12 protein-coding genes are annotated in these 14,962 nt (G+C 48.9%); 4 read left to right on the top strand and 8 right to left on the bottom strand.

All coding sequences use genetic code 11. The annotated features are described in order from the left end of the window. Positions 1-5: 5 nt before the first annotated feature. The gene (locus SHK35_RS03080) at positions 6-917 is read right to left on the bottom strand and encodes an ArsR/SmtB family transcription factor (RefSeq protein ID WP_318708525.1); all 912 of its coding nucleotides are present in this window, start codon (positions 915-917) and stop codon (positions 6-8) included. 74 nt (positions 918-991) lie between these two features. Then, entirely contained in the window at positions 992-2,167 is a 1,176-nt protein-coding gene (locus SHK35_RS03075) for a serine hydrolase domain-containing protein (protein ID WP_318708524.1), read from the bottom strand. 115 nt (positions 2,168-2,282) lie between these two features. On the opposite strand from SHK35_RS03075, the gene SHK35_RS03070 reads away from it, so the two are divergent. Beyond that, positions 2,283-4,070, top strand: a complete 1,788-nt coding sequence (locus SHK35_RS03070) for a sensor histidine kinase (RefSeq protein ID WP_318708523.1) — start codon at positions 2,283-2,285, stop codon at positions 4,068-4,070. 5 nt (positions 4,071-4,075) lie between these two features. Then, complete coding sequence (locus SHK35_RS03065; protein WP_318703851.1) at positions 4,076-5,665, top strand: response regulator transcription factor; 1,590 nt, start codon at positions 4,076-4,078, stop codon at positions 5,663-5,665. Here the strand turns inward: SHK35_RS03065 and SHK35_RS03060 are convergent. From SHK35_RS03060 to SHK35_RS03035, 6 genes are read right to left on the bottom strand one after another with little or no spacing between them, the layout of a single operon-like run. Continuing rightward, a complete protein-coding gene (locus SHK35_RS03060) occupies positions 5,662-6,543 on the bottom strand; it encodes a polysaccharide deacetylase family protein (RefSeq protein ID WP_318703850.1) in 882 nt (293 codons plus the stop codon). The two genes, SHK35_RS03065 and SHK35_RS03060, sit on opposite strands and share 4 nt — an antisense overlap. A gap of 30 nt (positions 6,544-6,573) precedes the next feature. Then, a complete protein-coding gene (locus SHK35_RS03055; RefSeq protein WP_318703849.1) occupies positions 6,574-7,410 on the bottom strand; it encodes an alpha/beta hydrolase in 837 nt (278 codons plus the stop codon). 13 nt (positions 7,411-7,423) lie between these two features. Continuing rightward, positions 7,424-8,494 (bottom strand): hypothetical protein, encoded by a 1,071-nt coding sequence (locus SHK35_RS03050; RefSeq protein WP_318708522.1) that lies wholly within the window; start codon positions 8,492-8,494, stop codon positions 7,424-7,426. A gap of 14 nt (positions 8,495-8,508) precedes the next feature. After that, a complete protein-coding gene (gtfA, locus tag SHK35_RS03045) occupies positions 8,509-9,969 on the bottom strand; it encodes a sucrose phosphorylase (RefSeq protein WP_318708521.1) in 1,461 nt (486 codons plus the stop codon). Positions 9,970-9,985: 16 nt separating this feature from the next. Next, positions 9,986-10,867, bottom strand: a complete 882-nt coding sequence (locus SHK35_RS03040; protein WP_318708520.1) for a carbohydrate ABC transporter permease — start codon at positions 10,865-10,867, stop codon at positions 9,986-9,988. A 34-nt stretch (positions 10,868-10,901) separates the two neighbouring features. Beyond that, positions 10,902-11,828 carry an ABC transporter permease gene (locus SHK35_RS03035; protein ID WP_318708519.1) on the bottom strand — a complete coding sequence of 309 codons (927 nt, stop codon included), beginning with the start codon at positions 11,826-11,828 and terminating at the stop codon, positions 10,902-10,904. A 300-nt stretch (positions 11,829-12,128) separates the two neighbouring features. Here SHK35_RS03035 and SHK35_RS03030 point away from each other — a divergent pair, with 300 nt between their 5' ends. After that, complete coding sequence (locus SHK35_RS03030; protein WP_318708518.1) at positions 12,129-13,685, top strand: ABC transporter substrate-binding protein; 1,557 nt, start codon at positions 12,129-12,131, stop codon at positions 13,683-13,685. 95 nt (positions 13,686-13,780) lie between these two features. Further along, positions 13,781-14,962 carry an MFS transporter gene (locus SHK35_RS03025; RefSeq protein ID WP_318708516.1) on the top strand — a complete coding sequence of 394 codons (1,182 nt, stop codon included), beginning with the start codon at positions 13,781-13,783 and terminating at the stop codon, positions 14,960-14,962.

Genomic DNA, 14,962 nt, shown 5'->3' with positions numbered 1-14,962 from the left:
GAAAATCAGGTATAGAAGGCCTTTATGCGGATGGCCTGATTGTAGTCTCCAAACTGTTCTCCGAAAAGGGTGCAGCCGCCGCAGTTTAAGGTGTCTCTGGGAACCTCAATGCGAAGGGTAATCAGGCTGTTGTAGTCGATGTGCAGATCCTCTGTGGTGACGCCCGACAGCTTCTGGCCGCCGTCCATAAAGGTGCCTTCTCTGCTGATGATCAGGTTTTTCAAAAGGCCGTACTGGTTTAAGGAGGAAGGCCACCAGGAGGGAGAAACATAGCCCCGTCTGGCTCCATAGTCCCCGGGGCTGATCCATACGCCCAGAGGGATGCCGTTTATGGAAAAATGGATATCTGAGGGATAATCCTCGTTAAAGCCCGGGCACTCGGAGGAAATTTCAAAGGAAATTTCCAGCCGCTCCAGCTTCTGCCCCGGCTGCAGATGGTTGGGGAGAAGGTATTCCACATAGCCGCTTGCAAACCACAAAATTTCCGCCTCGAAATGCTCCGGGAAGGTAAAGGCCCTTACATCGTCCAGGGCGCCGATGATGCCCTGACAGGTGGCAAGGCCGCAGGTGGGAGCAATACCAAAGGAGGTAAAGCAGCCCACGCGGATGTCGTCCTGATAATAGAGCTCCTCTCTGCGGCTTTGAGCCATGTCGATCACCAGACGGTCAAAGCAGGGGCTGACCAGCTTTGCGCTGCCCCGCCGTCCCGGGGCAGCGTCAATACGCACCAGCCCGGCCTGGGCAAGCTTGGCTACGTGCAGGGAGACAGCGCTGTTGGTAAGCCCCAGGGCTTTGGCCAGCTGATCCATGCTCTGCCCAGGCGTATTATAGAGTAATTTTAGAATTTCTACCCGCATGGGAGCGTTCAAAGCTGCGATGACATTTTTTGCTTCCTCCAGAGAAGATAAGTATAACATGGCAAAACCTCCCTTTTCCTGTCAACCAGTATACAATATTTTTATCTTCTGCAAAAGGAGATTCTCGATAAATCTTAGAAAATTCCCTCGTATGCCAGATCACGCAGCTTAGGGTGAATTTCGCTGTAAACCTTGGGAAAGCCCAGAATGTGCTGCACATAAAAGATACTGATGTGGTTTACAGGATCCGCCAATGCGAAGGCTCCGGCAGCGCCGTCCCAGCCGAATTCCCCTAAAGGAGAGCGGGAGCAGGAGGAATCAATCAGCACACGCACGCCAAGTCCGTAGCCATAGCCCTTTTTCCCTGTGGCCTGGAAATCCTCCAGCATCTTTCCTGTAATATAATTGGTGGAAAGAAGGGAGAGGGTTCCGGGAGAGAGGAGGCGGTATCCGTTTGCCGCCTTTCCGCCGCCGCAGAGAGCGTCCAGGAAAACACTGTAATCATCTACGGAACCGATCAGTCCTGCGCCGCCGCTTTCATAATTCTGGGTCAGCTGGAAGCGGGAGGCCATTTCCTGGGAGGCGGGAGAAAATCTGCCCGTATCAAAATCTGCCGCATAGAGTGCGGAAAGCCTTTGCTCTTCTTTAGGTCCCACGTGAAAAGTAAAATCCTTAAGCTCCAGGGGATCAAAAATATATTTGTGCAGATATTGGCTAAACGGCATATCCGATACAGCCTCCACGACACCGGCCAGCACATCGTGGGCCAGGCTGTATCCCCAGCGGGTCTGGGGCTCATAAATCAGGGGCATCTGCGCAATAGCGGAGATAACCTCCCTGGTGGAGGCCTTGTCATTGCTGGCCTTTTTGATTTCTGCAAGAGGGGCGCTGCTGGTATCATAGGAGAGCCCGGCGGTCATTGTCAGCAGGTCGATAATGCGGATGCAGCCGTGCATCAGATGGCATTTGGTATTTTCATTGGGCCACTCAATGGGAAAGTGATCCATCTCAAACCGGTCTGCCACCTTAAGGTTGGTAAATTCCGGGAGAAATCTGCGCACATCATCATACAGATCCAATTTTTTTCTCTCCATCAGCTGAAGCACTGCCGTGGCGGTAATGACCTTTGTGGCAGAATAAAGACGGTACAAATCCTGATCAGAGGCGGGAACCTGGCCCGCATAATCGCAACAGCCTGTCATATGGCGGTAGACCACCTGATGATCCTTTGTGATTTTGCAGTCTGTGGCGGGAATGCCGTAGACCTCCTGTAAAGAGTCCTGAAATGCTTCGAGCTTGTTGAAATTCATAAAGATTCATCCTTTCTTTTGTGTAATAGGTTATTTGACTTTTGTCTATTGGACAGCTACAATAATATTATTGTAGGAATTGTAAGGTCCCTCTTTCGGCAGACGGGGTATAGGCATGATAAAGTTTAAGGCATCAAGGGCAGCGGCTAGAGCCGCGGGAAAAAAGCGGTTTGTCTCTAAAAAATATTCCTTCAAGCATTTATTGGGCATTTATTTTGTCCTGTTAATGCTGATTATCCTATGCAGCTTGACGGCAGTGTTAGTCTATGCCATATATAGCGGCCTGCGGCAGATGCGGTCTACAAATAATGCGGTGCTGAATGTCTATCTTTCGGAGCTGCAAAAGGAGATGGAAGACCTGACGGTCTTTTGCCAGGAGCTTTATGCCGACAATTACAGCTTTGAGATATTGGCAAGGGGACGTTATCAAAGCGGTAGAAAACCCGAATACGAATACGAGCTGCGCAACATGGTAAATAATGCCGTGCCGTATTACGGGGCCATCCTGATTTTTGATCAAAAGGGAGATATTTCCATCACCCGCTTTGGCGCCGGCTATGGGCCGGAGGAAACCGTGGAGTGCAATGAATTAAAGGACCGCATCAAGCAATATTGGCGGGACTGTGACAATAGCCGGCTCTTTCAATGGCAGGCATATGTTGATCAGGATCGTACCTTTTTGATGAGCGCCTATCGCTTGGAGGATCTGTATTTGTGCTCCCTGATTGATCTGGACAGGTTTGTCCTGCAAAGCAGGGCGGCTGAGGACAGCGGCCAGTTTCAAGTGTTTTTCTACAGCGAAACAGAGGAACTGCCGGGAAACGGCCGGCTGGAGCAGCTTGGCATTTTGCAGGAAGCGCAAAGCGGCCAGAGGGAGACGCTGCTTTCTTTAAAGGAGAGCTATCTGGTTGACACCCAGGCGCTAGACAAGACCTCCCTGCGTATCTGCTGTGTCACGCCGGTTCAGTATCTATGGAGCTTATCCCGGTTTTCACTGCTTGTGATCCTGGGGGCGGGAATCATTGTTTTTGCCTTGATTTTTATCATAGTTTTTTCCTTTCGTAAAATTCTGGTTTATCCGCTGGACAGACTGGCTTCGGCTTCGGAGCTTTTGGAACAGAAGAGCCAGGCGGGGCAGCTGCCGGCTTATACCGGTGAAAGCAAAATTGAAGAGCTGCAGAAAATCAATGAAGCGATAAAGCGCCTGGTGGAACAAAAGGTATCTCTGGAACAGGAAAACCTGACCAGACAGCAGGAAAAGCAGCATGCCCAGCTGCAGTATTATCAGCTGCAGACCCAGCCTCATTTCTATGTAAACTGTTTGAAAAGCCTGTATAATATGCTGGAAAATCAGGAGTATGGAAGGATGCAGAGAATGATTCTTGCATTCTCCAACCATCTGAGATATATATTTCATAACACCCTGTCTCTGGTAACCCTGAGGGAGGAGCTGGAGGAGGTCAATCATTATTACAACATTGTGCTTTTGGACCGTTCCAAGCCCATCATTCTTACCCAGAAGGTAGAGGAGTCGCTTTTGGAGGAAAAGGTTCCGCCGCTCTTGATTCAGACGTTTCTGGAAAACGCGGTAAAATACAACGGGCGCAATGATGAAATTCTGCGCTTTTTGATCCAGATTGATGCTGTCACATGGGAGGAAAAGCCTTATATGAGAATCCGTTTAAGCGACAACGGCGTGGGCTACAGTAAGGAGGTGCTGGAGAAAATCAACAGCAGACAGGAACCTTACGGCAGACAGCATGTGGGAATTGCCAACCTGAAAAAAAGGTTAGCGCTCATTTATCAGACGGATTTTCAAATCATTTTTTACAATGAGGCCAAAGGAGGGGCCTGTGTGTTCTTGTGTCTTCCCCTTGACAGGAAGGCGCTTGTGGAGGAGTAAATGCTATGAACCTACTGCTGATTGACGATCAAATTTCTGTGGTCAGGGGAATCGAAAAGGGGATTCGCTTTCAGGAGCTGAAAATTGACCAGGTCTATACCGCCAACAGCGCCGCACAGGCAAGGGAAATTTTGCTGCACAATGAAATCAGCATTATGCTTTGCGACATTGAAATGCCGGAAGAAAACGGACTGCAGCTAAACCAGTGGGTTATGGAGAACATGCCGGGCATCGTCAGGATTCTTTTAACCTCTCATGCGGATTTTGCCTATGCCAAGGAAAGCCTGCGCCTGGGCTGCTTTGACTATATTGTGCAGCCTGCGCCCTATGATGAAATTGCAGACTGCATAAGAAGGGCGGTTCATAAGCTGGAGGCAGAGCAAAGGAAAAAGAAGCTCTATGATTACGGCATGATCTATGAAAAATACAAGCCTGAAATGAGCGACCGGATTGTTATGAATTTATATTCTGACAATCAGGAGAATGTAAAGCAATCACTGCTTGCTTTGGAGCAGATGGGGTATGATCTTCGAAAACAGTCTCCTATCCGCATCCTGATTGTGGACATTTTTTCCTATAGCAAGGCGACACAGTCTGTTCTGTTCGACATATCGATCCGCTACAGTCTGATAGGCAGCCTGCGTGCGGGAAAGATAGAGGAACCCATTGAAGCATTGATTACAATGAACCGATTCCGTCAGTTTGTGATTTTACTCTTCTGTAATGATGAATCCCTCCTTTCCTGTACAAGTGAAAACTATCAAAGGTTTTATGACACACTGAACGATTCCCTGAACACGGACATTGCCTGCTATGTAGGAGAATATTCGGTGTTTTCAGGGCTGCGCGCTGAGCTGGGCAGAATCCATGAATTTATCAATAATAACGTAAGTAAAAGGCCTGGCCTTTATATGACGGAGGAAAATCATTTTTCCCAGGAATCCCTGGATATCTCCGAAAATAGAAAGCGGTGGCAGCGCCTTTTGAAGGAGAATCAGTTAGAAAAGGTAAGGGATAGTGTTCTTTCCTACCTTGATTTTATCGTATCCGTCAACAAAACAAACTTTAGCGGGCTCTGTGAGCTGCACCAGCAGCTGACCCAGATGTTCTTTAACTGTGCTTATGACAACCAGATTGACATCATGGATCTGTTTACGGACGACTATGGATACAACGATTACATGGACGCGTTTAAGGATGTGGAGTCCCTGCGCTTCATGGTCTGCTTTATCACAAAGGCTTTACAGTCCGGCGGCGCCTGCGCTCTGGCAAAGGATGATATTCAAAAAGCCAAAATGTATATATTGGATCATATTTCAAACAACCTGTCCGTAAAAGAGGTGGCGGAATATGTCCATTTGAGTCCGGAATATTTTACAAAGCTTTTTAAGAAGGAGACCGGACAGAACATAAAAACCTATATCATGCAGCAGAAGGTGGAGGTCGCCAAGGATTTGCTGGATCATTCGGAAATCCCCGTAAGTCTGGTTGCCCTGGAGCTGGGGTATTCAAATTTTTCCCACTTTACCCAGATGTTCAAAAAATTTGAAAACATGACGCCCTCCGAGTACCGGAAGAAAAAACCGGAAGCCTAAACCTCCAGGGGCGGCAGAAGCTCTGCATACTGGCCGGGAGACACCTTCACCGTCTGAGAGCAGAACATTCCCCCAAGCCACACCGGGACGGCGGAGGGATTATACACAAATCTGCTGTCCGCAGAAAAAACCAGGCGCTTGTAGGCGGTAACGTAGGAGCAAATTTCCCCGTTGGAGGCGTACCATACATCCTCATGACCGGAAACCTTCTGCAGAAAGGTCTCCATCCGGTTCCAGTTGTCATTCTGGTCAAATTCATAGCTGTGGCCCCACACATAAAAAAGCTTGGCCGGGCTGAAAAAGGAAAAATAATTTTCATCTGACAAAAAGCTGTCCGCCAGGGGAAAAAGCTGTTTGTCGTCGTGATGGCAGGTGGGATCCCACATAAGGAAATCCTCCGGGATATCAAAGGAGTGCGTGGAGCGGATGGTGCGGCCATAGGAAATGCCGCAGGAAACCAAAGCCCTTCGTATGGTGTCGTTTACGGCTCCGAAGGCGTAGGCAAACCCGGTGAGGGGCTTTTGAAAAATGGATTCCAGCTGTGTTCTGCAGCTTAAGATTTCCTGGGCGCATCTTCCTGCATCCATGCCGTACATACAGCAGTGGAGCTGGCCGTGGGAAGCGGGCTCATGCCCCTTGTACACGGCAGGAAGCTCTTCTTTTGGAAGCTTGTCATGGCTGGCCTTTTTTTCTCCCGTCTCTACGGTGCCTCTGATTCCAAGGAGCCCGGCGTTTAGATTGAAGGTGGCTTTTACTCCGTAACGATTGAAAAGCTCTATCAGCCGCAGATCCTGGCTTACCCCATCGTCATAGCTGAAAGTCACAGCTTTGGTCCGGCCCTCCGGCCAGAACATTCTGTCATTGATCTGAAAACTCATTTTAATCTTTCTGACCTCCATTTTTTTATTTTAAAAAGGATTGCCGCCTGCTTTCGGCAGCCCAAAGAAATCCAGCGCCTTTTGGATAGCTCTGTCCCAGAAAGACCATTCATGTCCGTAGCCCGCAAGGGAGAACCATTCCGCCTTTAATCCTATGGTGTGACAGTGGGCTTTAAAAGCGAGAAAGTTTGGATACAGCAGCTTATCCTCCTCGCCGCAGGCGAAAAGCAGCCTGGGGAGGACATTTTTATCAGCCTTTTCGGTGATCAGCCGCCACACATTTTCTTCGGAATTTACATACGCCTCCAGTCCTCCGGCATTTGCGATGGCCGCCTTAAGCCTTGGCTCATCGGGATTTAAAAAGGCACAGGGATTGCCGGGACTCATATAGGAAAAGTCTACCGGCACGGCGGAGAGAACGGCGGCCGCTTCAAACCGTTCGGGGAAGTTGACGGCATACTTTACCGCGCCTCTTCCTCCCATGGACAGGCCCGCTATGAAGTTGTCCTCCCGCCTTGAAGATACAGGGAACCAGCCGTAAATGAGCGGCATCAGCTCCTTGGTGAGATAGTCGTACATGGAGTAGCCCATCATACAGTGCTCCCAGTTGGAGTAATTGGAATTTAAGGCCGGGGGCATCACCACCGCAAGATTTCTCTCACAGGCGTAGCGCTCTATATTTGTCTTTCGGATCCAGTCGGTCTGGTCTCCGAAGGTGCCGTGCAGAAGCCAGAGCACCTTATATTTTTTCCCGCTTTGATAAAATTCCTCCGGGGACAGCTCTCTGGGCTTGTCGGGGAGGATCACCGCAATTTCATGATTCCCCTTTAAATACTGGCTTTCAAAATCATAGGACAAAAGAGACATTAAATTTTCCTCCTTACTTGTGCTGGCTTATCAGCCAGTCCATAATTCCGTACTCATTGTGATAGGTCAGAATCCAGGAGCTGTGATTTTCAGAAAGCTTTTTGGAAAGCGGCATATCCGGGTCGGCGGAAAGACCGTATTTTTCCAGCTCCTCCGGGGCATAGAGAGTCAGATGGACATTTTTGTTTCCGGCGTCCTTAAGCTTCATCACAGCGTCTACAATATATTTATGGCGGTAAAGGGTATGATCTGCATAAGCGGTGGAAATCCATATTTTGGCGTCCGTCAGGGAGCAGAGAATGTTGTAGGTCTCCGGAATCATGGTAGGACATACGGGAGCTGCCGCTGCAAACAGACCGGCTCCCACAGACAGCGCCCGAAGGGTGCCAGCGCCGCCCATGGATGCTCCCGTTACATAAATCCTGTTTTCATCCACCTTTTTCTCCCGGATCAGGCGGCGGATAATGTCGCAGACTGCTCCCAGATATTCCCGATGCCACCCTGTCCCCTTTGGCTGGTAAAAGCTTGTAAAGGTGTTGCGGTAAAAGGCGGCCTTGTCCGGCATCATATCCGCTAAAAGCCCGGGCGCCTGAGGGGCCATGACAAACAGATCAGGGTAGGACTCAGAAAGCTTGATGGCACCGAAAATTCCGGTCATCTGGCTCATATTATCGTAACCGCATTCCCCGCCGCCGTGAAGAAACAGGATCAGGGGCCTTGGTCCGGATGCGGCGGGAGAATACAGGCGGTATAGGACGCCGTTTTCCGCAAGGGCCTTAAACTGGCCGAGACCCTGGATGAGGGTTTCGGAAATATCCTCATTGGTAAACACAGAGCCGCCGTCCTCCAAGGCTGCGGTCAGAGCAAAGGGCGTATCGGAAGGAAAGGGCCTGCAGGCAAGAAGCAGTCCCTGACTGTCCCTTTCAATGGACAAAATGGGCCATTCCTCTGCAGCCTCACCGGAACCGATTTGACAGGAAAAGGAATCTGCCTGTGCCTGCAGGACCGATTTCTGTGTTTTCAGCAAAAACCCGGTGTATTCCATCCCTAAGTTTCCTGTACGTGCGTGCATAACTAATTTCATAAGCGCCTCCGTTTTTAAAGTATTTTCCATTCCCCCGTCTGGGTGTCAAGATATCGTATGGTATAGGCCTTAGTGCCAAAATCTGCTTCCAGAGTCACGCAGCTTTCCCCCTTTGTCCAGGTGATAGACAGGGAGCCGTCCTTTTTGTCGGGTCCCACAGTAATGTCTCCGCCAAAGGCAGGATAGGAATTGCGGAAACGCATGATCTCATACATCCGCTGCAGCATGGGCTTTTTTATGGCCCTGTCAATTTCTTCCTCCGAGAAAGTATGACGGTTGATGCTGCGGGGCTCTTCTCCGCGCTTGAGCGCCTCTACGTCGTTTTCTCCCGCCAAAAGCCCCACGTAATAAACCTGTGGAATTCCGGGAGTGAAAAACTGCACGATGCGGGCCAGAAGATAGGCGTCGTCGTCACAGTTTAAAGCAGAGTAGTAGGTGCATCCAAGCTGGTAGAGCTGGGCCTTTTTACCGCTTGTCTTTATGGTAATGGGAAATTTCATATAGGGCTTGGCGTCTTTCAGGATTTCATCCACATCCTCCCTGACCAAATCGATCTCGTCCATGGAAAGCAGTCCCACCACGTCTACAACGCCGATCCCGTCGTGGGTGTCCAGGGTGGTGAATTGTTTTCGGGGACAGATGTTCAGCCAATGGATCAGGCGGTCTGTGCGCCCGGTTTTTAAGCCGTGCAGAAGCAGCATGGGGAGGGCAAAGTCATATACCCAGTAACCCTTCTCTGCCATTTTCATTTGAATGGTATAATTTTCGTGGATTTCCGGGAGCATCTGTGTGCCGCTTTCCCGAAGGGGCTTCATGCCGATTTCAAGCACCTCCCAGATGTCCGGCTCCACAAAAAAGCAGCTGGTGCCGGGACGCTTGGAGGCGTAGGCGAAGGCATCAAACCGGATCAAAGGCACATGGGAGGCAATCCGTTTCAGATTTCTGTCATAGTAATCCTGGGTGGCCTCTGCGTAAGGATCAATGTCCACCTGTTCTTCAAAAAAGGTGTTCCAAAGACGCACCTGTTTTCCGTCCTTGCGGGTAAAGGTCAGATAAGGTCCTCCCTCCTTTCTGCGGTACATCACCTCCATATCTTCTTTTGTGGGACGGCCCTTGGGCCAGAATTCATCCCAGTGGATAAACATATTGCGGTAAGGGGAATTGTCGCCCTTTTCCATATAATCCTTAAATTCATGGCTGCGTATGGAGACATGATTGAGCATGAAATCCGCCATCATATAATACTGGTCCGCCAGCTGGTCAATGTCCTCCCAGGTGCCGAAGGAGGGCTCCACTGAGTCATAATCGATTACGGCAAAGCCCCTGTCGCCTGAGGAGGGATAAAAGGGAAGGACGTGGAGGCCGCCAAAAAGCCCCGGAAACTTTTCTGATAAAATCCGGTTCAAATCCTTCAGGTCTCGGCCCAGGGTGTCCGCATAGGTAATCAGCATGATCTTATTTTCTATCTTTCGCATAGATAACTCCTTTCTGTCAGCCCTTTACAGAACCGATGGTAATGCCCTTTACAAAAGACTTTTGGAAAAAGGGATAGGCAATCAGAATGGGGATTACCGCAATCACAGCCAGGGCCATGCGGATGCTGACGCTGGGAAACCGCTGAGCGTTGCTTAGGCCCGTGGAGTGGGACTGCAGTGCAGTTACATTATTCATAACAGAATTCAGGAAATTCTGAATGCCGTATAAATCCGTTCTTGTGGAGATAAAGTAAACGCCGTTGGTCCAGTTGTTCCAATAAGAGATAGCGGACATCAAAGCGATGGTGGCCAGAATGGGACGGGACATGGGGATCACAATGCGAAGCAAGTTTTGAAATTCGTTGGAGCCGTCGATCATGGCCGCCTCTATAACCTCATCGGGTACGTTTGACATAATATAGGTTCGTGCCATGATCACATAAAAGGCGTTCATCAAAAGGTAAGGGACAATCATGGCCGCCAGGGTGTCGTTGATATGGAATACATTGGAATAAATCAGGTAGGTGGATACAAAGCCGCCGTTAAACAGCATGGTAAAAAACAGGAAGAAGGAAAAGAATCTTCTTCCGGGAAGATCCTTTCTGGAAAGGGGATAGGCAAACAGAAAGGTTAAAGTCATATTTACCACAGTGCCTATGGTGGTAATTAAGATACTCATGCCATAGGAGCGGAAAATGGATTCCCTTGTGGTCCACAAAAATTCATAGGCGGCCGCGCTGAATTCCCTGGGAATCAGGGAGTATCCGTTCAGAGCCAGGGACGCCTCCGAGGTAATAGAGCTGGAAAATAAAAGAATAAAGGGAATGATGCAGGCCAGAGCCAGAAACAGCATCACAAGGTGCATGAAAAATTGAAAAAGCTTATTGTTATAAATCATGTAAAAACCTCCTTTGATCAATGGCCTCGGACTTTTAGAAAAGAGCGCTGTCCTTATCAATTTTGGACACCACAAGATTGGCGGCCAGAATAAAGATAAATCCCAGCACGGACTGCAGAAAGCCCGCCGCAGTGGAGCGTCCGATATCGTTTAGCTGAAGCAGGGCCCTGTATACATAGGTATCGATGGTCTGAGTGGTATTGTATAAAAGTCCGCTGTTCATGGGCACCTGATAAAACAGGCCAAAATCGGAATAGCAGATCCGGCCTACCGCCATCAGCACCAGCGTGATGACAGTTGTTTTCAAGGCGGGGAGGGTGATATAGCGGATCTGGGAAAGAATTCCCGCGCCATCCACCACGGCCGCTTCGTAATAGGTTTTATCGATGCCAATCAGCGTGGAATAGTACAGGATGGAATTGTAGCCGAAGGTCATCCACAGATAGACGATGACGAGTATGACCGGCCAGTATTTGGCCTCGCTGTACCAGCTGATGCTGTCCATTCCCAAAAGGGGAAGCAGCGTATTGTTTACAAAGCCGTTGCTTCCGCTTAAAAAGGCGTACACAATATAGCTGATAATCACTGTGGACAAAAGAAAGGGAATCAGGATAACAACCTGGCTGAATTTCTTGAAAAATTTGTTCCGGATACAGTCCAGCGCAACGGCCGTAAAAATTGCCATGATATTCCCAAAAACAATAAACGCCAGGTTATAAAGTATGGTGTTGCGGAAAAAAATAAAAGCGTCCTTTGTGCTGAACAGATATTTAAAATTGGATAGTCCTGTCCAAGGGCTTTCAAAAATGCCTACGGCGTAGTTTACTTTTTTAAAGGCCAGCACCAGCCCCGCCATAGGCATATAATTGTTGATAAACAGGTACATAATGCCGGGGAGAAGCATTATGTACAAGGGAAGAAAACGTTTCATTCTGACCAGGGTCCTTTTTTTTCTTTTCATGGGATCAGAAAATCTCCTTTCGCTGATTTTTGATGGTTCTTCTGAAGTACTAAAATCACAATAGCATCAAAATGTACAATACAGCTATCATTTTTCTGAAATAATATGTCATTTTTCTGCTCAGTCACAGAGAAATAAATATAAAAAAGGATAAAAGGCACAATTAAAAAAGCATAATTGTTAGAAATGTGACGATTTATGACAGAAAAGTGATAGAGGGATACAAAAGGGCTCTGTTAGGATAAGGTTACAAAACAAAAACGCCAAAGGGCGGAGAAAATTCAAAAAGGAGGAAAAACTATGAGAAAGAAACTGGTATCGCTTCTGCTGGCCGTATCGACTGCAGCTATGCTGCTTGCGGGATGCGGAGCGCAGGAACAGGAGGATAGCACAGCATCCAGCCAGCAAGCCTCGTCTGAACAGCAGGAGAGCAGTCCCGCGTCAGAGACGCAGACGGAGGATGGAGAATATCCGGTAATCCGGATGGGATATTTGATCGTGGGAGATGTGTCTCTGGAGACAGAAATCGAGGAACGTCTCAATGAGATTTTAAGGGAAAAGGCGGGAGCTGAGGTGGACTTGATCGGAATTGAATTTGGAAATCTTTCCACCCAGATGAACCTGATGCTTACCGGAGGAGATACTGCTCTGGATTTATTTAATTCCTTCTGGTATACCTCTGAAAGCAATCTGGTAGCCAATGGCCAGGTAATTGCCCTGGATGAGCTTATGGAGTCGGACGGTGCCGATATTCTGGCACAGTACGAGGGTTATGAGGAGTATCTTGACTGCGCCAGAATCGACGGACAGCTATACGGTATTCCAAGCATCTATGCCTGGAGCTGTGAAAACCTGTATCTCGTATCCAAGGAAGCTTCTGACGCAGCCGGGATCGACTGGAGCCAGGTAAACGATCTGGATACCCTGACAGACGCAATGATTCAGATGAAGGAGGCGTCCCCTGATAAATACTTTATTCCCGGTTCCACACAGACCTATTGGATTCCCAAGGATATCGACTATCTGGGAGACACCAACTTCCTGGGAGTTTTGACGGACCCTACCAACAGCACCACAGTGGAAAACTATTATGAATCTGAATATTTCCTGGATTTTCTGGAGCATGTAAAGCAGTGGAAGGAGGCGGGACTGATCAGCCCGGATCCTATGAGCAATACGGACGCTACTCTGGTAAATCTGCAGTACGGTGTAGTGGACGGCACACCCGGCTATAACTGGGATACGGAAGTGGGCCGCAGAAATTCAGAAGTAAACTATGGCGTAGAGCTGTATGGAACAGCTTTGTCAAAGCCTCTGGCAACCAGCGGAGATGTGACCACCTATATGTGGCATATCAGCAGCTTCTGTGAGGATCCGGCGGCTGCCATGAGAGTTTTGAACGTGCTGTATTCCGACGTGGAAGCCGCACAGCTGGTAGGCATGGGAATTGAAGGGAAAAACTATGTTTTAGATGAGAACGGGCAGATGACCTTCCCCGAGGGAAAGACCCTGTGGGATGCAGGCTGGGGATGCTCCGGCTCTGCATTGTGGCCCAACATTACGTTGTGTAAAACCTGGTATTATGAGCCTGTGGATGTGTATGAGCAGATGAAGGAAAAGAATGCCTCTGCGGAGAAATCACTGGCTCTTGGCTTCCAGTTTGACTCCACGCCCGTGGCGGATCAGATGGCTGCCTGTGCAAACGTAGTTGCCCAGTACTACCTGCCGTTAATCAACGCGGAGGCCGATATTGACTCAACGCTTCCCGTATTCCAGGAGCAGCTAAAGAGCGCGGGCATTGACGAAATCATTGCCGAAAAGCAAAGACAGCTTGACGAATGGCTGGCTTCTAAGTAAAGAATGTAAAAGCAGGCACAGCGGAAAAGGCAACCTTTTCCGCTGTACTGAATATGAAAAAACGGAATATGGGAATAAGGGAGGCTTAAGAGAACGTGTCTAAAAAGGAAACTCTATGGAACCGCCATTACATCATGGTGCTTACCATCAATATTCTAAATGCCTTTTCCTTTTACATGATTTCCAACATATTGTCCAGCTATTTGGTGGATATCGGAATCAGCATCGCCCTTGCGGGCTTTGTGGTAGGTCTTTTTTCGCTGACCTCTCTTTGCTTCAGGCCCTTCAGCGGCCTGATGTCGGACAGACTCAATAATGTGACTTTGTTAAAATGGAGCAATGTGCTTCTGGGAATCGGTCTTTTGGGCTTTACCGTGGTTACCCGGCTGCCTCTTATCATTTTGTTCCGCATTATCAACGGAATTGGCTTTGCCATAGGGGGTACTGTGCAGATTTCCCTGGCGTCAAAGTATATTCCCGACGGAAGGATGGGAGAGGGCATCGGCTACCTGGGACTTGGGATGGTGGCCGGCTCCGCAGTTGCCCCTGGTATTGGATTGGCTATTTCAGATTATGTTGGAATGCGGGCGACCTTTCTTCTGGCGGCAGCTCTGGCGGCAGCAGCTTTTGTGATACTGTGCCTGTTCAAAGAGGATGCGGCGCCAAAGAGGGATCTGGTAAAAAAGGAAAAGAAAAAAATACGGTTAAACGATATTATTGCGCCCAAGGCCCTACCGTTTACGGTGATGGCAGGAAGCTATTCTTTGATCAACGGAATCATCGCTTCTTATCTTGTCTTATATACCCAGGAGCTGGGAATCCCCCAGATCAGTATTTATTTTACAGTATGCGCAGCGGCGCTGTTTTTGATGCGGCCCGTTTCGGGAAAACTGATGGACAAAAAAGGGATCAGAATCACCGTGATTCCGGGAATGCTCTTGACAGCCAGCTCCATGTTTATACTGGGAAGAGTGGGAACACTGCCCCTTGTCCTTTTGACTGGAGTGATCCGTTCCCTGGGACAGGGAGCCGCCCAGCCCTCTCTGCAGGCCGGATGTATTCAGAGGGTGGGCTTAAAGCAGAGCGGCGTGGCCACCAGCACCTATTACCTGGGCGGAGATATCTGCCAGGGGCTTGGACCCATGGCGGGCGGCCTGATCGTGGGACATATTGCAGGACTTGCAGGCTATAGAGTGGTATTTGACTTATGCGGCATTATCATGCTGTGCGCGCTGGTCTATTTTATATTTTACACTAGAAAACGGAATGGAGATTAA

The sequence above is a fragment of the Candidatus Acetatifactor stercoripullorum genome (assembly GCF_944382095.1).
Lineage (GTDB): Bacteria > Bacillota > Clostridia > Lachnospirales > Lachnospiraceae > Acetatifactor > Acetatifactor stercoripullorum.
The sequence above is the reverse complement of the archived record's forward strand: the minus strand, read 5'-3'. Positions and strand labels throughout refer to the sequence as shown.

What these genes read in the sequence shown, in the direction of transcription:
- SHK35_RS03080 (WP_318708525.1), bottom strand. Translation starts at nt 917, where the DNA reads ATGTTATACTTATCTTCTCTGGAGGAAGCAAAAAATGTCATCGCAGCT.
- SHK35_RS03075 (WP_318708524.1), bottom strand. Translation starts at nt 2,167, where the DNA reads ATGAATTTCAACAAGCTCGAAGCATTTCAGGACTCTTTACAGGAGGTC.
- SHK35_RS03070 (WP_318708523.1), top strand. Translation starts at nt 2,283, where the DNA reads ATGATAAAGTTTAAGGCATCAAGGGCAGCGGCTAGAGCCGCGGGAAAA.
- SHK35_RS03065 (WP_318703851.1), top strand. Translation starts at nt 4,076, where the DNA reads ATGAACCTACTGCTGATTGACGATCAAATTTCTGTGGTCAGGGGAATC.
- SHK35_RS03060 (WP_318703850.1), bottom strand. Translation starts at nt 6,543, where the DNA reads ATGAGTTTTCAGATCAATGACAGAATGTTCTGGCCGGAGGGCCGGACC.
- SHK35_RS03055 (WP_318703849.1), bottom strand. Translation starts at nt 7,410, where the DNA reads ATGTCTCTTTTGTCCTATGATTTTGAAAGCCAGTATTTAAAGGGGAAT.
- SHK35_RS03050 (WP_318708522.1), bottom strand. Translation starts at nt 8,494, where the DNA reads ATGAAATTAGTTATGCACGCACGTACAGGAAACTTAGGGATGGAATAC.
- gtfA (WP_318708521.1), bottom strand. Translation starts at nt 9,969, where the DNA reads ATGCGAAAGATAGAAAATAAGATCATGCTGATTACCTATGCGGACACC.
- SHK35_RS03040 (WP_318708520.1), bottom strand. Translation starts at nt 10,867, where the DNA reads ATGATTTATAACAATAAGCTTTTTCAATTTTTCATGCACCTTGTGATG.
- SHK35_RS03035 (WP_318708519.1), bottom strand. Translation starts at nt 11,828, where the DNA reads ATGAAAAGAAAAAAAAGGACCCTGGTCAGAATGAAACGTTTTCTTCCC.
- SHK35_RS03030 (WP_318708518.1), top strand. Translation starts at nt 12,129, where the DNA reads ATGAGAAAGAAACTGGTATCGCTTCTGCTGGCCGTATCGACTGCAGCT.